The following is a 21,224-nucleotide window of genomic DNA, read 5'->3' as shown; positions in this document are numbered from 1 at the left end:
CATGCGGGCGGGCCCACGACCGCCGCCGCACCGGCCGGTACCCTGAGTTCCCGTGGATCCTGACCGTCAAGCCGACATCGCCGCCCTCGACGCCACCCTCACGACGGTGGAGCGAGTGCTCGACGTCGACGGTTTGCGGGACCGCATCAAGAAGCTCGAACAAGACGCCTCCGACCCCAACCTCTGGGACGACCAGAGCCGCGCCCAGAAGGTCACCAGCGAACTGTCGCACGCGCAGGGTGAACTGCGGCGCGTGGAGGCACTGCGACAGCGCGTCGAAGATCTGCCGGTGCTCTACGAACTCGCGGCCGAAGAAGGCGGCGCCGACGAGGTCGCCGAGGCCGACGCCGAACTCGCGAAGCTGCGCGCGGACATCGAGGCGATGGAGGTCCGCACCCTGCTGTCCGGCGAGTACGACGAGCGCGAGGCCGTCGTCACGATCCGGTCGGGAGCCGGGGGCGTGGATGCCGCGGACTGGGCCGAGATGCTGATGCGCATGTACATCCGCTGGGCCGAGCAGCACAACTACGGCGTCGAGGTGTTCGACACCTCCTACGCCGAAGAGGCCGGCATCAAGAGCGCCACGTTCGCTGTGCACGCGCCATATGCCTACGGCACGCTGTCGGTGGAACAGGGCACGCACCGCCTCGTCCGCATCAGCCCGTTCGACAACCAGAGCCGCCGCCAGACGTCGTTCGCCGACGTCGAGGTGCTGCCGGTCGTCGAGACCACCGACCACATCGAGATCCCCGAGACCGATCTGCGCGTCGACGTGTACCGCTCCAGCGGCCCGGGCGGGCAGTCCGTCAACACCACCGACTCCGCCGTCCGCCTCACCCACATCCCGACGGGTATCGTCGTCACCTGCCAGAACGAGAAATCTCAGCTGCAGAACAAGGTTGCGGCGATGCGCGTGCTGCAGGCCAAACTGCTGGAACGCAAACGGCAGGAGGAGCGCGCCGAGATGGATGCGCTCAAGGGCGACGGCGGCAGCTCGTGGGGCAACCAGATGCGGTCCTACGTGCTGCACCCGTATCAGATGGTCAAGGACCTGCGCACCGAGTACGAGGTCGGCAATCCGGCCGCGGTGCTCGACGGTGACATCGACGGGTTCCTCGAAGCCGGGATCCGCTGGCGCAACAGGCGTGACGACGATTAGCCGATGACGAACCACACTGTGTTGGCGTTTCCGCTGGCCGAACGCTGGACCGGCTTCTGGCGCGGCGAGATCGGGGTGTGGATCCTCACCAGCGGTCTGCAGATCGCGCTGCTGCTGATCGGCGGTCTACTCGGTGCCCGCTTCATCAACTGGGTGGCACAGCGGATCAGCCGGCGTATCGACGCCGAGTACCAGGAGTCCGATCAGCTGGTGCGCTCGGAGAGCGCGAAACACCGGCAGGCCGTCGCCTCGGTCATCTCGTGGGTCTCGATCGCCATCCTGTTCGTCGTGGTGGCCGTCGAGATCACCGACGCTCTGGCCATCCCGATCGGCTCGCTGGTCGCCCCGGCCGCGGTGCTCGGTGCCGCACTCGGTTTCGGTGCGCAGCGGCTGGTGCAGGATCTGCTGGCCGGGTTCTTCATCATCACCGAGAAGCAGTACGGCTTCGGTGACCTGGTGGCGTTGACCGTCGCCGGTATCGCGGTGCCTGCCGAAGGCACCGTGGAGGACGTCACGCTGCGGGTCACCAAGCTGCGCTCGCCCGAGGGAGAGATGCTGACCATCCCGAACGGGCAGATCGTCAAGACCGTCAACCTGTCGAAGGACTGGGCGCGCGCGGTGATCGACATCCCGGTGCCGACGTCCGCGGACCTCAACGAGGTCAACGAGTTGCTGCACGAGGTGGCCACCAAGGCGATGGACGACCGCAAGCTGCACGATCTGCTGCTCGACGCACCTCAGATGATGGGTGTCGAGAGCATCGGTCTGGACACCGTGAACCTGCGCATGGTGGCACGCACGCTGCCCGGTAAGCAGTTCGAGGTGGGCAGGCAGTTGCGGGTGCTGGTGATCGCCGCACTTCGGCGCGCGGGCGTCGGTTCTCCCACCGACGGCTCCGGACCGATGGTCGGCGCCATCGTGCACCCGGCGACGGCCGGCGGCGCCGAAGTGGAGACCCAAGGGCCCACGGAGGACAAGAAGTGAGCCCGGTGAGCCTTCGGCCCCGCGCCCTCAAGGACACGATCACCGGCCGGAGCTGGCCCGCCTATCTGTTCCGCGGTCGCGTCCGCACCTCGACCCTCGGTCTGGTGGTGCTGTTCGTCGCACTGTTCTGGGTGCAGCAGGCGTTCGCACCCGAACCGGCCGCGCCACCACCGGCCCCCGTTGTCGTGCCGCCCGGGTTCGTGCCCGACCCCGACTACACCTGGGTGCCCCGCACGCAGGTGGAGGTGCCTCAGACCACCACCCGACGGCCGCCACGCACCACCACGACGACGCCGACCCCCACCACCACGAGTCCGACCGAGACCACGACCACCAGCCCCACGCCGACGACCTCGACGCCTCCCGCGCCGACGACCACGGTGATCGACCCCGACGGACCCGGTTTGCTGCCGCCTCAGACGGTCACCCAGACCCCGACGCCCGCCCCGGGACCGCAGCCGCTGCCCGGCCTGCCGCTCCCGCTGCCGTAACCGGCGGCCGGGTCGCGTCCCGCTACACTGGCGAGCCGTGATGATCACCCTCGACAACGTGACCAAGCAGTACAAGTCCTCGGCGCGCCCCGCCCTGGACAACGTGTCACTCAAGATCGACAAGGGTGAGTTCGTGTTCCTCATCGGGCCGTCCGGGTCCGGCAAGTCGACGTTCATGCGGCTGCTGCTCGCCGAGGACACCCCGACCTCCGGCGACATCCGGGTGTCGAAGTTCCACGTCAACAAGCTGTCGGGGCGGCACATCCCGAGCCTGCGGCAGGTGATCGGCTGCGTGTTCCAGGACTTCCGTCTGCTGCAGCAGAAGACGGTGTTCGAGAACGTCGCGTTCGCGCTCGAGGTGATCGGGAAGCGGTCCGACGTGATCAACCGGGTGGTGCCCGACGTGCTGGAGATGGTCGGGCTGTCGGGGAAGGCCAACCGCCTGCCGGGCGAACTGTCCGGCGGTGAACAGCAGCGGGTGGCGATCGCGCGGGCGTTCGTGAACCGGCCGCTGGTGCTGTTGGCCGACGAGCCGACCGGCAACCTGGACCCCGAGACGAGTAAGGACATCATGGATCTGCTGGAGCGGATCAACCGCACGGGCACCACCGTGCTGATGGCCACCCACGACCATCACATCGTCGACTCGATGCGCCAGCGCGTGCTCGAACTCGAATTGGGCCGGCTGGTCCGTGACGAGCAGCGCGGTGTCTACGGAATGGATCGCTAAGTGCGCTTTGGGTTCCTGATCAATGAGGTTCTGACCGGACTTCGTCGCAACGTCACCATGACGGTCGCGATGATCCTGACGACCGCGATCTCGATCGGCCTGTTCGGCGGGGGCCTGCTGGTCGTGCGGCTGGCCGACAACTCGCGCGACATCTACCTCGACCGGGTGGAGAGCCAGGTTTTCCTGACCCCGGAGGTCTCGGCCAGCGATCCGACGTGCGACGCGAATCCGTGCCAGGGCCTGCGCACGCAACTGGAGAACCGCACCGACGTCGACTCCGTGGTGTTCCTCAACCGTGACGACGCCTACGAGGACGCGATCCGGAAGTTCCCCCAGTACAAGGACGTTGCCGGCAAGGATGCGTTCCCGGCCTCTTTCGTCGTCAAGCTGGTCGATCCGGAGCAACACGAGGAGTTCGACAAGGCGATGGTCGGGCAACCCGGGGTGCAGGGGGTGCAGAACCAGAAGGATCTGGTCGACCGGCTGTTCGCGGTGCTCGACGGGCTGAGTAACGCCGCGTTCGCCGTCGCGCTCGTGCAGGCGGTCGGCGCCATCCTGCTGATCGCCAACATGGTGCAGGTCGCCGCCTACACCCGGCGCACGGAAGTCGGCATCATGCGGTTGGTCGGGGCCAGCCGCTGGTACACCCAGCTGCCGTTCCTGCTCGAGGCGATGCTCGCCGCCCTGCTGGGCGTCGTCATCGCGATCGCGGGCCTGGTGGTGGTGCGGGCCGCGTTCCTGGAGAACGCGCTCGACCAGTTCTACCAAGCCAACCTGATCGCCAGAATCGACTACGCGGACATCCTGTACATCTCGCCCATCCTGCTGTTCGTCGGCGTCGCGATGGCCGGAGTCACCTCGTACGTCACGTTGCGCCTGTACGTGCGGAGGTAGGCGTGGCAGCCAAGAAGGGCGGGAAGGCCGGCGGGGGCAAGGACCCCAACAACCAGATCGTCGCCACCAACCGCCGCGCCCGGCACAATTACACGGTCCTCGACACCTACGAGACCGGGATCGCGCTGATGGGCACCGAGGTCAAGAGCCTGCGCGACGGAACGGCGTCGCTGGCCGACGCGTTCGCCACCGTCGACGACGGCGAGATCTGGCTGCGCAACCTGCACATCCCCGAATATCACCACGGCACATGGACGAACCACGCCCCGCGGCGCAACCGCAAGCTGCTGCTGCACCGACGCGAGATCGACAATCTCATCGGCAAGATCCGCGACGGCAACCTGACCCTGGTGCCGTTGTCGCTGTACTTCTCCGGCGGCAAGGTCAAGGTCGAGCTGGCACTGGCCCGCGGTAAGCAGGCCCACGACAAGCGTCAGGACCTGGCTCGCCGGGACGCCGAGCGCGAGGTCGTTCGCGAGCTGGGCCGCAGGGCCAAGGGCATGTCCTGATCGGAATCCTGTTCGCGCTGGCGTCTGCGGCCGGCTACGGGGTCAGTGACTTCGTCGGCGGGATCGCCTCACGGCGGGTCGCCGCGCTGCGCGTGGTGCTGGTCTCCTATCCGGTCGCGATGGTCCTGCTGGCAGTGCTCGCCGTGGCCGTCGGCGGCGAGATCTCCCACGGCGCGGTCGTCTGGGGTGTGGCCTGCGGGGTGTCGCAGGCCTTCGGCGTGTGGTGGTTCTACGCGGCGCTGGGCGCCGGCCCGATCTCGGTCGTCTCACCGCTGACCGCGGTGCTGGTGGCCGGTCTCCCGGTCGGCGTCGGGTTGTTCCTCGGCGAGCGGCCCGGAGGGGTCGCCGCCGGCGGCATCCTGGTGGCGCTGGTGGCGGTCGTCCTGGTCAGCCGTGAAGCGAGCGACGACGACGTCCGTCCCCACCGGTTCACGAGGAAGGTGGCCTGGCTGACCGTCGGCGCCGGGTTGTCGTTCGGGCTGAACTTCGTGCTGATCGATCAGGCCCCGGTCGCCGCGGGGCTGTGGCCGCTGGTCTTCGCACGAGCGGCGGCGACGGTGCTGGTGGTGACGATCGCGGCCGTCAGCGGACAGCTCGCGGCGCCGGCCGGGGTTCCGTTGAAGCTGGCGTTGCTGGCCGGTGTGCTCGACACCGCGGCCAACGTGGCGATGCTGCTGGCCCTGCAGGCGTCGCTGCTGTCGCTGGCCGGGGTGTTGATGTCGCTGTATCCGGCGGCGACGGTGCTGCTGGCGATCGTCGTACTGCGTGAGCGGGTGACCCGCTGGCAGGCGCTCGGCATGCTGCTGGCCTTGGGCGCCGTGACGATGATCGCCGCGGGCTAGCCGCGCCGGCGCGGCCGTGGTAGCCCTCGCTGTCGGCCGGTGTTGCCGTGGCAGTATGGGGTGACTGTTCGCGCTGGCAGACGGGGGGCCTGTGTCGGTGAATACCGCGCAATGGCGCCTCGGTCTCTTTGCCGCCGTCGCCGTGCTGGCCTACTGGAACGCGCTGGCGCCCTACGGCGAGGCAACCGCCCGCTCGGTGGCGGCGGCGCTGCAGGCGGCGATCGGGATCTCGGCGTTGGTGATCGCCCTGGTGGTGGCGCGGCGAACCACAGGGACGGCGCGGTGGTGGCGACTGCTGGTCGCCGGCGCGATGTCCAGTTGGCTGGTGGGCGAGGTGGCCTGGTTCCTCAGCGGCGGAGCGACGGGGAGCGACACCGCGCCGCTGATCGCTGTCGTCGCCTATTTCTTGCCGCCGGTGCTGTCACTGGCCGCGATGATCGTGCTCGCCGGGGGAGGCGGAGGTCTGCACGGCAGGCACGCCGGTTCGTTGCGGCACTCGCGCGTGGTCACGGTGCTCGACGGGTTGGTGGCGGCGGCCGCGTTCTCGATCCTGGCCTTCATCGCCGGGCTGGGCGCGATGACCGGGGCGGCGCTGCCCCGCTCGCAGAACACGACCGTCGTGGTGGCCTACTCGCTGCTGGAACTGGTGGTCGTGGTGGTCGCGGCGCTGATGGCGATGGCGTACCGGCGGGACCGTCCCGATCGGGTGAACTATCTCCTGCTCTCCGGCGGGGTGCTGACGATCGCCGCGTCGGATCGGCTGGCCGCCTACCTGCGAACCGTGGGGGTGGAGTCCGGCGATCTCTGGTGTGGGGTCGGATTCGCCCTCGGGCCGCTCATGATCGGCTTCGCGCTTGCGCTCAGACGGCCTCGGCCGATGAGCGGGCGCGGCGAGGATGCGATGGACTGGCTGCAGGCGTTCCTGCCCTACATCGGGTTCCTGCTCATCATCTCGCTGCTGTCCTTCCACCTCCTGATCGACGAGCAGATACCCTCGCCGGTCACCTTCGCGACCCTGCTGATGATCGGCTTGGTCACCGCGCGGCAGGTGGTCGCGATGCGCGCCCAACGTCTGCTGACCCGACAGCTGTACGAAGCGCAGACCCGCTTGGCCCACCAGGTGCACCACGACGCGCTGACCGGGCTGCCCAACCGGCTGCTGTTCGCGCAGCGACTCGACGAGGCGATGCACGACGGCAAGTTCGTCCTCATCTTCGTCGACATCGACGATTTCAAAGAGGTCAACGACCAGTTCGGCCACGCCGCCGGCGACGAACTGCTGTGCGCGGTAGGGGATCGGCTGCGCCAGTGCGTGGGGCCGTCGGACACTCTGGCCCGCATCGGAGGCGACGAGTTCGCGATCCTCGTGGAGGGCGACCACGAGGCGCCGGAGGTGGTGGCCGACAAACTGCGGGTCGCGCTGCGGGATCCGTTCGCGGTGCACGGTTCGTCGGTGCGGGTGCGCGCGAGTATGGGTCTGGTCCGACCCTCCGCCCATGAGCCGGCGCCGACCTCCGACGATCTGCTGAGGCAGGCCGACATCTCGATGTACGCGGGTAAGCGGCTCGGGAAGGACACCGCCGTGGTGTACCGCCCGTCCTCAGGGGTGTCGGTCGACTTCGTCAGCGCGCTGCGGCAGGCGGACGGCGGTGTGCCCGCCGGGTTCGCGCTGGCTTATCAGCCGGTGGTGGTGTTGCCGCACGCCGCACCGATGGCGGTCGAAGCGCTTGCACGGTGGACCACCCCGAACGGGATGCAGATGCCTCCGGAGACCTTCGTGGCGGTGGCCGAAGGCGCCGGGCTGGGAGCTGCGCTCGACGCGATGGTGCTGGACCTGGCCTGCCGGGAGGTGCAAGAAGCCGGGCTGGATCTCGCACTGCATGTGAACATCGGCGCGGCGCGGCTGGGGAACCGCGCGTTCGAGACGCAGGTGGTGGCGACCCTGCAGCGGCACGGGATGGAACCGGAGCGACTGATCCTCGAGATCACCGAAACCGTCCCGATCGTGGATCTGTCGAAGGGCGCCGCGGCCATCAGGAGGTTGACCGCGGTCGGGGTGAAGGTCGCCCTCGACGACTTCGGCAGCGGGTTCAACTCGCTCAGCTATCTGCACGCGCTGCCGGTCGACGTCGTCAAACTCGACCGCAGCCTGGCCGCCGGCGGGGAACCCGGCCGGGATCTGGCGCTCTACCGATCGGTGATCGGACTGTGCGATGCGTTGAATCTCGACGTCATCGCGGAGGGCATCGAGTACCCAGAGCAGGTGGACACGCTGCTGGCCGCGGGGTGTCGGCTGGCGCAGGGCCACCTCTTCGGACGCGCGATGCCGATGAGCGAGCTCTGCCGGACCCTGGCGGAGAGCCGTGAAGGGGCCGTCTCCGGACCGTGACGGGCGGGCGGAACAAAGGGGTGGAGCGAACCGTTGGAACTCGCGTACGATGAAGGGCCCTACCGCGCGCCGGTGGGGATTGTTTGACAAGTACACAGGGGGCTGAACGGTTTCGACTTCGAGCATCGAATCAAGGGAAGCGTGCCGGTGCAGGCAAGAGACCACCGTAAGCGTCGTTGCAACCAATTAAGCGCCGATACCAATCAGCGCGACTACGCTCTCGCTGCCTAAGCGAAGCTAGTCCGTCAGACCGGGAGCGCCCTCGGCCCGGACCCTGGCGTCAGCTAGAGGGACCCACCTTCAAGTCCGGTCGCGGGACTTGAAGGGACATCAAACAGCGACTGGGATCGTCATCCTGACTTGTTCGCGTGATCAGGAGATCCGAGTAGAGACTTAGCGAACTGCGCACGGAGAAGCCTCGAGGACATGCCGTAGGACCCGGGTTCGATTCCCGGCAGCTCCACTGATAAGAACAGGCCAGAGACCCAGTCTCTGGCCTGTTTTTCGTGCTGCGGGCGTCGCGCCGATGACGCTGTGGCGGCTCGTCGGCTACAGATCGAGCGCCCGGTTGCGCACCGGCGGCGGGCCGACCTGCACGACGTCGAGATCGGCGGCATGAGCGGCCAGTCGCGCCATGAAGGTGTCCGGATTGATGAGACCTTCGGTGTAGACATGGTCATCCGTCGCATCCGCGGTGACATCGAAGAACGGCTCGAAGACATCGGACGTCAACATCCCCAGCATCCGCGTGTCGTGGCGCTCTATGGCGAACGCGTGGATGGTGCCCGCCGGCGCGTGGAGGAAATCTCCCGGGGTGAGCAGCACCTCGTCGCCGTTGGCGTACAACCACACTCGGCCCGCCATGCAGAAGAAGTTTTCCGTGTGGTGCTCGTGGAAGTGTCGTCCGATGTAGGGCTGCGGGGCGGCATTGGTCAGAACCGAGAAGTAGCGTCCGCCCGTGTTGCGCCCGCGTGCGGCGAACGAGTTGATCGCGCTCGGCCAGGCACGGCGTTCTCCGGTCATCGCGCGGAGGAAATAGGGTTCCGCACCCGCCGGCAGCGTGTCATCCCACTCGTCGCTCGCTGCGGCGAACTCCAGGTCGTGCCGGTGCGCACCACCCGGCAGCAGGAGCAGCGCCTCGTCAGCCGGTATCCCGTACCCACCGGAGGCCGCGTGCACGCGCGCCTCGGTTCGCGCCTGCGCCATCGCCTCGTCGTCGAGCACCACATCCAAGGCGCCACCGGGTGCCGAGAAGAACAGCATCCGAGTGCTGTGGCCGAGTATCCGATAGGCGACCGGCACCTCCGGCGGCACGTGAATCGAATCTCCCTGCACCAGAACGCGACTCCGCCCGGGTAGCCAGAACTGAACACAGCCGTCGAACACGTGATAGGTCCGCTGGTGGCCGGGCAGGCTGTGGAACGGAGCCGCGGCGCCGCGCGGACCGAGGATGAACGCGGCGTCGAACGATCCGCCGGTATCGACGGAGCGGGCGATGACGGTCCACAGCTGGCCGTCGACCTCGTAGCGAAGTCCCTTGCCGCCGGCGAGGTAGTACGGCGCGGGCTCGCCCGGCAGGCGGTTGATCAGCGGCCGTGTGTCGTGCATCGCCTCGACGTCGATGATGCCGGTCATGAGATGTCCTTCTCGATCAGGTGGTGGGCGAAGAAGTCGCCGATGGTGTCGAACCCGAACGTCGTCGACACACTCGAACAACTGCTGGTGAAAAGCGTTGCGGCGGACTGTCCTTCGGCATGCAACCGTCCGTCGTCGAAGAACTCGGTGATACCCGCTTCCAGGCGGCCGCCGGGGTTGAGGAAGCCGTGGCGGTATCCGTCGACCAGATAGAGCTCGCTCACCGCGCCCGCGGCGTTCAGGGCGGTGTGTAGTCGTTGGCTGTGCCGTTGCGGTACAACGGTGTCCGCGGTGCCGTGCGAGATCTGGAACGCTGGGGCGTCGTGCCTGACCCGGTACAGGGGACTGGCCGCGCGGGCACGGTCCACCGCTTGGTCAGGGCGGGCACCGAACAGCCGGGTCTCGGGACTCGGTGACCCGTCGGGCATCTGTGCCGCCGATTGGCTGAGGTCGGACGGCCCGTACGACTCGGCGACCGCACGCACCGAGGCGTCCCCGCCTTCATCTTCGCCCTCGAGGCGGTCCATGTGCCCGGTGAGCCCGGCCAGCGCAGCCAGGTGGCCGCCGGCCGACGATCCCCACACGCCGATGCGATCCGGATTCAGGTGCCACCGCGCGGCATGACCCCGCAGGTATCGGATGGCGCACCGCACGTCGTGCAGTTGCGCGGGGAACGTTGCGGCGGCGCTGAGCCGGTATTCGATCGACGCCATGGCGATTCCGCGCTCGGCGAAGAACCGGCTCAGATCGGGCGCCAACGTGCGGTCGCCGGTGAACCAGCCGCCCCCGTGCAGCCAGACCACCACCGGCGCCGTCGTGTTCGCCGGACGGTAGAGATCGAGGAGGAGCGGACCGGTGTCCCGTCGAGCGAATTCGACGTCACGCCGCACCGTGATCGAAGTCTGTTGCACACCTTCGATTCTCCGCACGTGACTGCCGAACCACCAGCGGGAAGTTCCGAACGACCGTTCGGCCGATCCGGATGATCAGGCGTGCGCGACGCGCACGGCCAGCCTGATGAACTTCCGGAGTGCCGGGCTGGAGCGCCCCTTTGCGACGCACAGGTTCGTCGGCCGATCGGCGAGGTCGGCGATGGGGACGAACCGGACACCTGGCCGGTGATACATCTCGGCGGCTGCGGCCCCGGCCACGTTGACCCCGATGCCCGCCGCGCACAATTCCAACACCTCGTCGAAATTGCGGGCGATCGACAGCGTGCGCGGCGCATCTCTCAAGGCATCGCCCAGCCAGTGATCGAAGGTCGAGGCGTCCCCGACCCCGACGAACGTCTGATCGGTCAGATCGTCCACCGTGACGCGGTCACGGGCCGCCAGTGGGTGGCTGTCGGCCACCACGAGCAGGCAGGCCTCGGTCCACAGCGTGGTCGCCGCCACGGTAGCCGGCGGTGGCGCGGCTTCGGGGATCACCGCGCAGTCCACTTCACCCGTCAGCAGCGGGCGGTACGGCTCGGCGAATCCGAACTGCCTGACCTCCCAGACGATCTCGCTGAACTGCCGGTGTGCCTCGGCCAGGATCGCGCGGAAGCGTGGGCTGAACACCGACAACCCGATCCGCAGTCGAATCCGGTCGCCGTCCGATCGGGCCCACTGCAGCACGTCGTCCATTGCCCCAACGGCGCGCTGCGCCAACGGGATCAGACGACGGCCGTCGTCGGTGAGCGCCACGCTGCGGGACGTGCGAGTGAACAGAGCCCTGCCAGTCCGACGTTCCAGTGTCGCGATGTGCTCGCTGAGCGACGACGGACTCACCCGCAGCGCCTCGGCCGCCCGCCCGAAGTGCAGCTCCTCGGCCACCGCGAGGAAGCTGCGCAGATGCGCGACCGTCACGTCCACCGGCCGAGAATAGCCCGGCTCGGACAGTCGAACTCCGACACTCGAAGGGGGCGAGCGCAGGAGGCCGGTCAGCGACGATCCGGCGCCATGGCGCGGGCGGCCCACCCCGCGGCGGCGGCGGACAGGACGTGCCAGGCGCCGTGGTACTGCCAAACGCTGTCGGGCCGGCACAGCGGCGACCCGGAACGGCCCGCGGCGTAAGCCGCCAGCCCCACCACGAGAAGCCCGGCCGCCGGCGCCCAGACGGACCGCCACTGCGGGCGCCGACTGCGCGCGAGAAGGACGGCGTACACCACGCCCACGGCGATGATCGGCAGATCGTGCGCCGGCTTCGCCCACGACGGCTGAGGGCCGTGAAAGGCGAAGCTGCCGGCCCCGACGGCCACCAGCACCACCCCGGCCGTCCAACCCAGCGGCCGCCGCCACCGCACGGCGCTCCACAGCACGGCCACCCCCGCGGCGACGTAGGCCAGGCTGGTCACGGCCAGCACGGGCTGCGCCAGCACCGCGTCGGCGATGCGCTCGCAGTCCGAGTGACCCAAACCCGAAGCGGTCAACCACCGCATGGTTCACCACCGTAGCGCGCCCGCCCAACCGAGAGCGTCGCCTCAGCGGCCCCACACGCAACACGCCGAGCGGGATGATCGGCTAGGCAACAGCTCGCAGGCATCATTGGTGGCTGATGAACCCCGTGACGGTCGACACCACGCCGATGCGCGTCCCGCGACGACGAGTCCCGTTACCCGACAAGTCGTTCCGGGTGTCGGCCGACGACGGGATGCCTGCCGAGAATCTGGCTCGGTTGGTCGCGGTGCTCGTCGACGAGCATGCGGATCTCGCCCCGATCCGCGCCGCCTACTCCGACGGGCTCGACACGCCCCCCTACGATCCGCGGCTGCTGGTCGGCATCCTGCTGTACGCCTACACCACCGGGGTCGCCTCGTCGCGGCAAATCCAACGCAAATGTCGCGACGATCCCTCTTTTCGGTGGCTGGCCGCCGAAGAGACACCAGACCACAGCGTGATCGCCGAGTTCCGCAGGCGGCACCTCGCGGCACTGACTCGACTGTTCGTGCAGGCGTTGCTGATTGCTCAGGCCGCGGGCGTCCACCGGGTGGGCCGTGTCGTGCTCGACGGGGCGACGAGGGGCGTGCTGGCGGAGGACGTCCTGACCCTGCTGGCCGACGCGGAACGCACCGATACGGCCGAGGATGCCGAACGCCCCACCTGCGATGCACCGGCTCCCGCCACCTCGAGGGTGCAGCGTGGGCTGGTCGCCGCGGTCCTGGTGGCGTTGATGGTCTCGGGCGGTTACGTGGCGACGATGACCAAGCGCGTGACGCTCACGGTGGACGGCGAGTCGGTGACCGTGTCGACGATGAAGTCGCGGGTGAGCGACGTGCTGCGGGCCAACGGCTACGCGGTCAGGGAGCACGACGAGGTCCGCCCCGGCCCTGATCAGCTCGTCCGCGGATCGGACACCATCGAGTTGCGACGCGGTCGGCCGCTGCAGGTCTCGGTGGACGGACAACCGGGCGGGGAAGTGTGGACGACCGCCGTGACCGTCGGCGAAGCGCTCGAGCAGCTGGCGATGCGCGACGTGGCACCGGTCGACGTGTCGCGCACCAGCCGCGTGCCGGTCGAGGGTATGGCGCTGCCGGTCGTCACCCCGAAACGCGTGCGCATCAGCGACGGTGGCGTCAAGAGCGAGCGGCGCCTGGCGGCAGCCACCGTGGGACAGCTGCTGGAAACCGCCGGTGCCCGCCTCCAACAGGACGACAAGGTGGCGCCCCCGGCGTCCACACCGGTCGTCGAGGGCATGGAGATCGTGATCACCCGCATCCGGGTGCACCAGTTCTCCGAACGCCTACCCCTGCCCGCACCGCTGCGGCGCATCCACGACCCGTCGATCAACATCAGCCGCCGCGTCGTCGACGACCCCGGCGTCCCCGGCACCCAGGACGTCACCTTCGCCGTCTCCACGGTGAACGGCAAGGTGGTGTACCGACAGGTGATGGCACGCGACGTCGTGACCCCCGCGCGCCCACAGGTGCAGCGGGTGGGCGCCAAACCAGGCACCGCCGTCCCGCCGGTGCAGAACAACGCCACGTGGGATGCGCTCGCCTTCTGCGAATCCAGCGGCAACTGGGGGATCAACACCGGCAACGGGTTCTACGGCGGCGTTCAGTTCACCCAGAGCACCTGGGAGAGCTTCGGCGGACTGCGATACGCGCCGCGCGCCGACCTGGCCACGCGCGAAGAGCAGATCGCCATCGCCGAGGTCACCCGGGACAAGCAGGGGTGGGGCGCCTGGCCGGTGTGCAGCGCGAGGGCCAAGCGGTGAACGCGAACCGCCCCCTGCGCCCGCGGGCCGGGTGACACTGAGGCTGTAATGATCGAACACGGCTCGTTCAGCTGAGCGAGGGTGAGTCGGCAGCACGGAGGTGACGAGGTGGTTTCAGCGCAACGCGAGTTCTCCGCCTACGGCCCCTCGCACCTGGTGGTGCTCACCCTGTTCGCCGTCGGCGCGGTCCTCCTGGTCTGGTGTGGACGCCGGCAGAGTGCCGAGCGGGCGCGCCTGCTCAGCCGGACCCTGGCGATACTGCTGGTGGCGGCATTCCTCGTGGCGCTGGTCTACAAGCTGATCCGGCCGGAGCTCGCCACATCGGTGCCACTGCAGCTGTGCGATATCGCCGAACTCATGGCCGCCTACGCCCTGTGGTCGCAGCGGCACTGGGCGTTCGTGCTGACCTACTACTGGGGACTGGTGCTCAGCACCCAGGCCCTGCTCACCCCGGACGTCGGCACGCCGGAGGAAGGCGCGCCCGACTTCCCAGACCATCTGTTCCTCACGTTCTTCACGCTGCACGTGCTCGTCGTGTGGGCGGCGGTCTACCTCACCTGGGGACGGGGGATGCGGCCGCGCTGGCGCGACTACCGATTCGCCGTCGCGGTGACGCTCGGGTGGGTGGCTTTCACGTTCGTGTTCAACCTGATCGCCGGAACCAACTACGGATATCTCAACGGGAAGCCGCCGACCGCGTCGGTGCTCGACCTCCTCGGCCCGTGGCCGGTGTACCTGCTGGTCGAGATCCTGATCGTCGTCTGCGTGTGGGCGCTGATCACCTGGCCGTGGGAGCGGACGCGGCGACGCGAGAAGGCGCATCCGGCCACCGGTTCGGTGGAGCGCACCGACTTCCAGCGTCCGGGATGAATTCGGCGGGGGCCGCGAGTTCTCGGGGTCAGGGAGCTGTCACAGCCGACAGCACGCCCACAATGACACGGCCGAGGAGGGTCATCATGAAAGTCGTCGTAATCGGAGGAACGGGGCTGGTCGGCTCGAAGCTGGTGCAGGGCTTGACCGAGCACGGTCACGACGCCGTCCCCGCAGCCCCCTCCACCGGGGTGAACGCGGTCACCGGCGAGGGGCTCCGCGAGGTGTTGGCCGGAGCCGACGTCGTGGTCGACGTGTCGAACTCCCCGTCGTTCGAGGAAGCGGCCGCCACGGAGTTCTTCAACGCGTCGACGACGAATCTCCTTGCCGCAGAACAGGAAGCGGGAGTCAGGCACCACGTCGCGTTGTCAGTCGTGGGCACCGACGAGCTGGCGCTGGAGAGCGGGTACTTCCGGGCGAAGCTCGCCCAGGAGGGACTGATCAGCGGCGGGCCGATCCCGTTCACTATCGTGCACGCGACGCAGTTCTTCGAATTCCTCGGCGTGATCGCCGATTCCGCCACCGAGGGGGACACCGTCCGGTTGCCGTCGGCGCTCATCCAGCCGATGGCCGCCGCCGACGTCGCCGAGGCGGTCGCGATCGCCGCCGTCGGTGAACCGGTCAACGGCATCACCGAAGTCGGCGGCCCCGAACAATTCCGCCTTCCTGACCTGATCCGCACGGCGCTGACCGCGCGTGGCGACAGCCGTCAGGTGGTGGCCGACCCCGAAGCGCGGTACTGGGGCGTCGCCATCGGCGAGCGCACGCTCGTGCCCGACGACGGGGCCACCCGGTTCGACATCCGCTTCGCCGACTGGATCCTCGAAGCGGCGGCCAAGGCCTGATGCCCTAAGGCAACTGTCTGGCCCCTCGGCCCGAGGGCCACTACCATCCAGATCGGACCCGCCGCTCACAGCAGGCAAAGCGGCGGGTGACGGACGCGGTGGTGATGATGGCGACGCAGGGTCGGGGTGAAGGTCTGCGCGGCCGCGCGTTCGAATGCGAGACGCTTCGCGAACTCGTGTCGACCGTGCGGTCGGGCAGCTGCCGCGTCCTCGTCCTGCGCGGCGAGGCCGGCGTCGGCAAGACCGCACTCCTCGAGCACACCGCGGAGCTCGCCGACGGGTTCCGCTGCGTCCATGTAGCCGGTGTGGAATCCGACATGGAGCTCGCGTTCGCCGGTCTGCAGCAGTTGTGCGCACCGCTGATGGGCCATCTCGACGACCTGCCACAGCCGCAGCGCGAGGCGCTGACGGTGGCGTTCGGGCGTGGTGTCGGTCCGACCCCGGACCGGTTCCTGGTCGGACTCGCCGTGCTGAGTCTGCTGGCCGCCGCCGCGCACGACCAGCCGCTGATCGGCCTCATCGACGACGCGCAGTGGCTCGACCAGGTGTCGGTGCAGACACTCGGCTTCGTCGCGCGGCGGCTGATGGCCGAGCCCATCGCGTTGGTGTTCGCCGCCCGGGACGGCGGCGCCGACGCCTTGAGTGGTCTGCCGGAGTTGCGGGTCGAGGGCCTGTCCGACGGCGACGCGCGCGAACTGCTCGACTCGGTCGTCCTCGGCGGCCTCGACCCGCGTGTGCGGGACCGGGTCGTCGCCGAAACGCGCGGGATCCCGCTGGCCCTGCTGGAGGTGCCCCGGACCGTCCCGGCCCCGGAACTCGCCGGCGGGTTCTGGAACATCGGCGGACGCCCGTCGCCGGGCCAGGTCGAGGAGAGCTTCGTCCGCCGCATCCAGGCGTTGCCCGCACCGACGCGGCTGCTGATCCTGGCCGCGGCTGCCGAACCCGTGGGCGACGCCGCGCTGTTCCTCCGTGCCGCAGCACAGCTCGGCATACCGGTCGACGCACTGGGGCCCGCAGAGGCGGCCGGTGTCATCGAGTTCGGACCGCGGATGCGCTTCTACCACCCGCTGATGCGGTCCGCCGCGTATCGCGCCGCCGATCTCGCCGACCGCCGGCGCATCCACCGGGTCCTCGCCGAGGCCACCGACCCGGACACGGACCCCGATCGCCGCGCCTGGCACGCCGCCAACGCGACATCGGGCGCCGACGACGCGGTCGCCGCCGAACTCGAGCGGTCGGCCGCGCGGGCACAGTCCAGGGGAGGCGTCGCGGCCGCGGCCGCGTTCCTGGAGCGGGCCACTGCGCTGACCTCCGACCCCGCTCTGCGTGGGGTACGGGCGCTGGCCGCCGCGCAGGCGAAGCGAGACGCGGCGGCACCCGCCGCGGCCTACGAGCTCCTCGCGATCGCCGACATGGCGCCGCTATCGGCGCTGGAACGTGCTGGAGTGGCGCGGCTGAGGGCTCAGATGGAGTTCATGCGGAGTCGGTCGGGAGATGCGGGTGCGCCTCCGGTCGGCGACACCGCACCGGCGCTGCTCGATGCTGCCGGCCGACTGGAGGGCCTCGACGATTTCGCCGCGCGCGAGAGCTATCTCGAGGCGTTCGCGGCGAGCATGTACGCCGGCCGGCTGGGCGCACCGGGCGTGCTGGCCGAGGCGGCCGCCGCAGCTCGCGCCCTGATCGCCCGCACGCCCGAGCTACCGCGTCCGGTTGATCTGCTGCTCAAGGGCATGACGGAACGCATCGCGTGCGGCGTGAGCGCCGGGGCGGAGCCTATCCGCGTCGCGCTCGAAGCGATGTGCGAGATGGCGCAGGCCGACGAGAGCCAGGTCCGGCGGTGGCTGGTTCCCGCGTTCCCGGTCGTCCAGGAATCCGCCGCCCACGAACTCTGGGACGAGACCATCGTCGATCGGCTGTCCGATGCGGTGGTGCGGTACGCCCGCAATGCCGGTGTGCTGGCAGGCTTGCCGCGGGCGCTCATCTATCGGGCGGGCGTCCACCTGCTCGCCGGGGAATTCACCAGCGCGCAAAGGCTTTTGGAAGAGGCGAGCTCGATCACCTCGGCGACCGGGCACAGCGCCCCGGTGCGCTACCACGCCCTGTTGCTCGCGGCCTGGCGCGGCATGGGAGCCGAGGCGGCGGGGGTGATCGAGGCCGCCGCGGACAGCGCCGTGGCCCGCGGCGAGGGACGGCTTCTCGGGGTGACGAAGTACGCCAGCGCGGTGCTCTACAACGGCCTGAGTCGATATGAGGAGGCGCTGGCCGCCGCGCGCGAAGGGTGCGAATACGAGGATCTCGGCGTCTACGGCTGGTGTCTGTACGAAGTCGTCGAAGCGGCGGCGAGACTGGGCGAGCGGACGGTCGCGGCGGACGCGCTGCGCCATCTCGAGGAGCGGGCGGGCGCCAGTGGCACCGACTGGGGTCTGGGCGCGATGGCGAGTGCGCGAGCGCTGTTGGCCGACGACACGCACGCCGAATCGCTGTTCGAAGAGGCCGTCGACCGCCTGAACCGGACCCGCATCGTCGTGCACCAGGCCCGCACCCACCTGGCATACGGCGAGTGGTTGCGCCGGACCAACCGGCGCGGCGACGCCCGCAGACACCTCGGCGTCGCCCACGACATGTTCACCCGGATGGGTGCGCAGGGGTTCGCCGAGCGGGCTCGGCGAGAGCTCACGGCCACCGGTGAGAAGGTGCGCCGGCAACCGCTGACCTCCGGCGACGAGCTCACCGCGCAGGAGGCACAGATTGCCCGCCTGGCCGCGGACGGCCTGACCAATCAGGAGATCGGTGCGCAGCTGTTCATCAGCACCCACACCGTGGAATGGCACCTGAGGAAGGTCTTCGTCAAGCTCGGCGTCACCTCGCGCCGGCAGCTGCGCACGGTGCCGTGGGCCAGCTGACCCCCTGAAGCATCGTCACCACGGACCATCCACCACGGACCACGCACCACGGACTACGTGGTTCCAAGGGTTCGCTTCTCCGTCGCGCGCGCGAATCTGGTCGTGACCACCCGCATGCGGGATCTCACCAGGCCAGACCGGCGAATCGAAGGAGCCTCGATCATGACCGTCACCCCCGTTCAGCCCACGTCCGAGCCGGACCGGGATCTCGCCGCGCGGTTCGCCGACGACACCCAGCCGCTGTTCGACGCGTTGGCCCGCAAGGCGCGGCGGCTGACCCGCTGCGAGGCCGACGCCGAAGATCTCCTGCAGGAGACCCTGATGCACGCGTACGCGGGATTCCACACCTTCAAGGAGGGCAGCAACGTCAAGGCGTGGTTGTTCCGGATCCTCTACAACCGCTGGGTCAGCACGTACCGCGCCAAGCAGTGCCGCCCGCTCGAGGTCCCGGTCGACGACATCACCGAACGCGAACTCGCCGACAGCGCCAGCCGGACGCCGGCCGGCGCGCGGTCCGCCGAGGCCGAAGCGCTCGCCGGTCTCCCCGACGGCGAGATCAGGGCGGCGCTGGGCGGTCTGCCGCACGGCTTCCGCGAGGCGCTGTACCTCGCCGACGTCGAGGAGTACACGTACGCCGAGATCGCCGCGATCCTCGACATCCCGTTGGGCACGGTGATGTCCCGTGTCTCCCGGGGCCGGGGGCGGCTGCGCATCGCCCTGGCCCATCTCGCCGACGGCCGCGGCCGATTCGCCCCCGCCCAGCAGTGCGCCGCCTGAGACCCGAGGAGCCCGGACATGTTCGCGAACTACGACCCGGCCTGGGAATCGGCACCGACGGTGGTCCAGGAGATCCGGCCACCGTTCCTCCCGACGGACGCCCACGTGATGACCGTCGTCATCGAATATCCACCGGGCAGCGCGGGCGCACCGCCGCACCGGCATCCGGGTGGGCCGGCGTTCGGCTACATGCTCGACGGCGAGATGCTCTTCGAACTCGAAGGGCAGCCACCGCGGGTCGTGCGCGCCGGAGAAGCGTTCTGGGAACCCGGGGGCGACGTCATCCACTACTCGGACGCCAACAACCGCGATGACGTCCGGAGCCGGTTCGTCGTCACGATGGTCTGTGCGCCCGGCCGGCCGATGCTGGTCCCGGTCGACGACGACGAACTCGCCGCACGGGCCCACCTGCGCGTGCCGCGCCGGGGCCCGGAAACTGGGCGCTAGGTGTGGGCAACCGCGTCAATCCACGCGATCCGAAGGCGTGGTCCGGGCGCCGGGGTCGCGGCCGCCGGGGCCGCACGCGATAATGGGTGGCGCCATGGTCGCGACGAACGAGGATGCCGGGCTCACGGCGTTACCGCTGCCGCCGAAGAACCCACTGCCATATCGCCAGTTGCTGCCCCTGGTGCGCAATTTCCACACCGGACAGGAAGTGCTGCGCCAGGCCGCAGGGCCGGTGATCCGGCTCAAGCTCGGTCCGAAGTGGATGATCCCGCAGATCGTGGTGGTGACCTCACCGGCGGGAATCCGCGACATCCTCGGGCGCAACCACGCCGTGGCCGAACGGTGCCGTGTTCATGACGAGGTGCGCGATCTCGGCGGCGAGAGCCTCTTCGTCATGCTGAACGACCCGTGGGTGCCGCGCCGCCGGGCGCTGCAGCCGGTGTTCACCAAACCCAGCGTCCGCGGTTTCGGTGGGCACATGTCGCGGGCGGCGGAGATGGTCGCCGACCGGTGGGGTGCAGCCGACGACCGGGTGGATCTCGACGAAGAATGCCGCAGGCTGACGATGCGGTCGCTGGGCCGGTCCATCCTCGGCCTTGACCTCGACGCCCGCGCCGACGTGATCGCCGGGCCGCTGCCGGTCGCGGCGTCCTACGCGGCCGATCGCGCACTCAAACCGATACGGGCGCCGCGCTGGTTTCCCAGCCCGCAGCGCCGCCGCGCGAATGCGGCCGTGGCGACCATGAAGGCGGTGACCCTCGACATCCTGCAGGCGTGCCGGGCCGATCCGAGCCGGGACGCGCCCCTGGTCCACGCGCTGATCGGCGCCACCGATCCGGAGACCGGGCTCGCGCTGTCCGACGACGACATCTGCAACGAACTGCTGGTGTTCATGCTGGCCGGCCATGACACCACCGCGACCCTGCTGACGTACGCGCTGTGGGCGCTCGGGCACCATCCCGAGGCCCAGGACCGGGTGGCCGCCGAGGCGTCGGCACTCGGCGACCGCCGCATCACACCCGAGGACATCGGCCGGCTGAACTACACCGTGCAGGTGCTCAACGAGTCGCTTCGGCTGTGCCCGCCCGCCGCGGGCGTCGGCAGGCTCGCGCTGCGCGATGTGGAGATCGACGGGTATCGCGTGGAGGCCGGCACGTTGGTCGGCGTCGGCATCTACGCGGTGCACCGTGATCCCGCGCTGTGGGACCGCCCGCTGGAATTCGACCCCGACCGGTTCAGCCCGGAGAACTCGAGGGACCGGGACCGCTGGCAGTTCGTCCCGTTCGCGGGCGGGCCACGGGCCTGCATCGGCCAGCATTTCGCCATGCTGGAGGCGACGCTGGCACTTGCCACGTTGATCCGCTCGCACCGAATCGATTCGATCGACGACGAGTTCCCGCTCGAGACGCCTTACACCACCGTCGCCGCCGGCCCGATATGGGCACGCGTCCGCCGCAGGGTCTGAGAGACCACGACGCGTCCCGGGATTTCCCGCAGCGGCCGGCGTCCGCCACCTATGCTGATGGCCGACCGTAGCCCTGAACACGACGGC

19 protein-coding genes, 1 other RNA gene and 1 pseudogene are annotated in these 21,224 nt (G+C 69.4%); 17 read left to right on the top strand and 4 right to left on the bottom strand.

What is annotated here, in order from left to right; all coding sequences use genetic code 11:
• Window positions 1–52 precede the first annotated feature (52 nt).
• From prfB to ssrA, 9 genes are all read left to right on the top strand, one after another.
• The gene (gene prfB / locus G6N30_RS12985; protein ID WP_134053368.1) at window positions 53–1,159 is read left to right on the top strand and encodes a peptide chain release factor 2; all 1,107 of its coding nucleotides are present in this window, start codon (window positions 53–55) and stop codon (window positions 1,157–1,159) included.
• 3 nt (window positions 1,160–1,162) lie between these two features.
• Window positions 1,163–2,143 carry a mechanosensitive ion channel family protein gene (locus G6N30_RS12980; protein WP_134053366.1) on the top strand — a complete coding sequence of 327 codons (981 nt, stop codon included), beginning with the start codon at window positions 1,163–1,165 and terminating at the stop codon, window positions 2,141–2,143.
• A 5-nt stretch (window positions 2,144–2,148) separates the two neighbouring features.
• On the top strand, window positions 2,149–2,634 hold the full coding sequence (locus G6N30_RS12975) for an Rv3103c family proline-rich protein (RefSeq protein WP_163687556.1): 486 nt from the start codon (window positions 2,149–2,151) through the stop codon (window positions 2,632–2,634).
• A 40-nt stretch (window positions 2,635–2,674) separates the two neighbouring features.
• Entirely contained in the window at window positions 2,675–3,364 is a 690-nt protein-coding gene (gene ftsE, locus G6N30_RS12970) for a cell division ATP-binding protein FtsE (RefSeq protein ID WP_134055243.1), read from the top strand.
• On the top strand, window positions 3,365–4,258 hold the full coding sequence (gene ftsX, locus G6N30_RS12965; protein WP_134053364.1) for a permease-like cell division protein FtsX: 894 nt from the start codon (window positions 3,365–3,367) through the stop codon (window positions 4,256–4,258).
• A gap of 2 nt (window positions 4,259–4,260) precedes the next feature.
• The gene (smpB, locus tag G6N30_RS12960; protein ID WP_134053362.1) at window positions 4,261–4,767 is read left to right on the top strand and encodes an SsrA-binding protein SmpB; all 507 of its coding nucleotides are present in this window, start codon (window positions 4,261–4,263) and stop codon (window positions 4,765–4,767) included.
• Entirely contained in the window at window positions 4,764–5,609 is an 846-nt protein-coding gene (locus tag G6N30_RS12955; RefSeq protein WP_134053361.1) for an EamA family transporter, read from the top strand. The genes smpB and G6N30_RS12955 overlap by 4 nt, the downstream gene beginning before the upstream one ends.
• A 91-nt stretch (window positions 5,610–5,700) precedes the next feature.
• Window positions 5,701–7,998, top strand: a complete 2,298-nt coding sequence (locus tag G6N30_RS12950; RefSeq protein ID WP_166674584.1) for a putative bifunctional diguanylate cyclase/phosphodiesterase — start codon at window positions 5,701–5,703, stop codon at window positions 7,996–7,998.
• Between the two features lie 98 nt (window positions 7,999–8,096).
• Window positions 8,097–8,464: a transfer-messenger RNA gene (gene ssrA / locus G6N30_RS12945) on the top strand.
• An 83-nt stretch (window positions 8,465–8,547) separates the two neighbouring features.
• On the opposite strand, the gene G6N30_RS12940 is transcribed toward ssrA, so the two are convergent.
• The 4 genes from G6N30_RS12940 to G6N30_RS12925 form a co-directional block, all read right to left on the bottom strand.
• Window positions 8,548–9,633: a quercetin 2,3-dioxygenase gene (locus tag G6N30_RS12940; RefSeq protein WP_134053359.1), complete on the bottom strand. Its 1,086-nt coding sequence runs from the start codon at window positions 9,631–9,633 to the stop codon at window positions 8,548–8,550.
• Window positions 9,630–10,544: an alpha/beta hydrolase gene (locus tag G6N30_RS12935; protein ID WP_197906172.1), complete on the bottom strand. Its 915-nt coding sequence runs from the start codon at window positions 10,542–10,544 to the stop codon at window positions 9,630–9,632. Before G6N30_RS12935 ends, G6N30_RS12940 begins: the two co-directional genes overlap by 4 nt.
• A 75-nt stretch (window positions 10,545–10,619) precedes the next feature.
• Window positions 10,620–11,486: a LysR family transcriptional regulator gene (locus G6N30_RS12930; RefSeq protein ID WP_163687551.1), complete on the bottom strand. Its 867-nt coding sequence runs from the start codon at window positions 11,484–11,486 to the stop codon at window positions 10,620–10,622.
• Window positions 11,487–11,554: 68 nt separating this feature from the next.
• The gene (locus tag G6N30_RS12925; protein ID WP_134053353.1) at window positions 11,555–12,052 is read right to left on the bottom strand and encodes a hypothetical protein; all 498 of its coding nucleotides are present in this window, start codon (window positions 12,050–12,052) and stop codon (window positions 11,555–11,557) included.
• 116 nt (window positions 12,053–12,168) lie between these two features.
• Here G6N30_RS12925 and G6N30_RS27240 point away from each other — a divergent pair.
• The 8 genes and pseudogenes from G6N30_RS27240 to G6N30_RS12890 form a co-directional block, all read left to right on the top strand.
• A pseudogene (locus G6N30_RS27240) lies at window positions 12,169–12,504 on the top strand (transposase); the annotation flags it as partial.
• A gap of 240 nt (window positions 12,505–12,744) precedes the next feature.
• Window positions 12,745–13,830: a resuscitation-promoting factor gene (locus G6N30_RS12920; protein ID WP_234880177.1), complete on the top strand. Its 1,086-nt coding sequence runs from the start codon at window positions 12,745–12,747 to the stop codon at window positions 13,828–13,830.
• Window positions 13,831–13,938: 108 nt separating this feature from the next.
• Window positions 13,939–14,700: a YwaF family protein gene (locus G6N30_RS12915; protein WP_134053349.1), complete on the top strand. Its 762-nt coding sequence runs from the start codon at window positions 13,939–13,941 to the stop codon at window positions 14,698–14,700.
• A gap of 86 nt (window positions 14,701–14,786) precedes the next feature.
• Entirely contained in the window at window positions 14,787–15,545 is a 759-nt protein-coding gene (locus tag G6N30_RS12910) for an SDR family oxidoreductase (RefSeq protein WP_134053347.1), read from the top strand.
• Between the two features lie 107 nt (window positions 15,546–15,652).
• Window positions 15,653–18,448 carry an ATP-binding protein gene (locus tag G6N30_RS12905; RefSeq protein WP_134055241.1) on the top strand — a complete coding sequence of 932 codons (2,796 nt, stop codon included), beginning with the start codon at window positions 15,653–15,655 and terminating at the stop codon, window positions 18,446–18,448.
• A gap of 162 nt (window positions 18,449–18,610) precedes the next feature.
• The gene (locus G6N30_RS12900; protein WP_134053345.1) at window positions 18,611–19,225 is read left to right on the top strand and encodes a sigma-70 family RNA polymerase sigma factor; all 615 of its coding nucleotides are present in this window, start codon (window positions 18,611–18,613) and stop codon (window positions 19,223–19,225) included.
• Window positions 19,226–19,243: 18 nt separating this feature from the next.
• Window positions 19,244–19,672 carry a cupin domain-containing protein gene (locus G6N30_RS12895; protein ID WP_134053343.1) on the top strand — a complete coding sequence of 143 codons (429 nt, stop codon included), beginning with the start codon at window positions 19,244–19,246 and terminating at the stop codon, window positions 19,670–19,672.
• Between the two features lie 94 nt (window positions 19,673–19,766).
• Window positions 19,767–21,137: a cytochrome P450 gene (locus G6N30_RS12890; protein WP_134053341.1), complete on the top strand. Its 1,371-nt coding sequence runs from the start codon at window positions 19,767–19,769 to the stop codon at window positions 21,135–21,137.
• Window positions 21,138–21,224: the final 87 nt, after the last annotated feature.

This window comes from Mycolicibacterium litorale (assembly GCF_010731695.1).
GTDB classification, from domain to species: Bacteria; Actinomycetota; Actinomycetes; order Mycobacteriales; family Mycobacteriaceae; genus Mycobacterium; species Mycobacterium litorale.
Note: the sequence above shows the minus strand (reverse complement) of the source record. Positions and strands in the feature narration are given on the sequence as shown.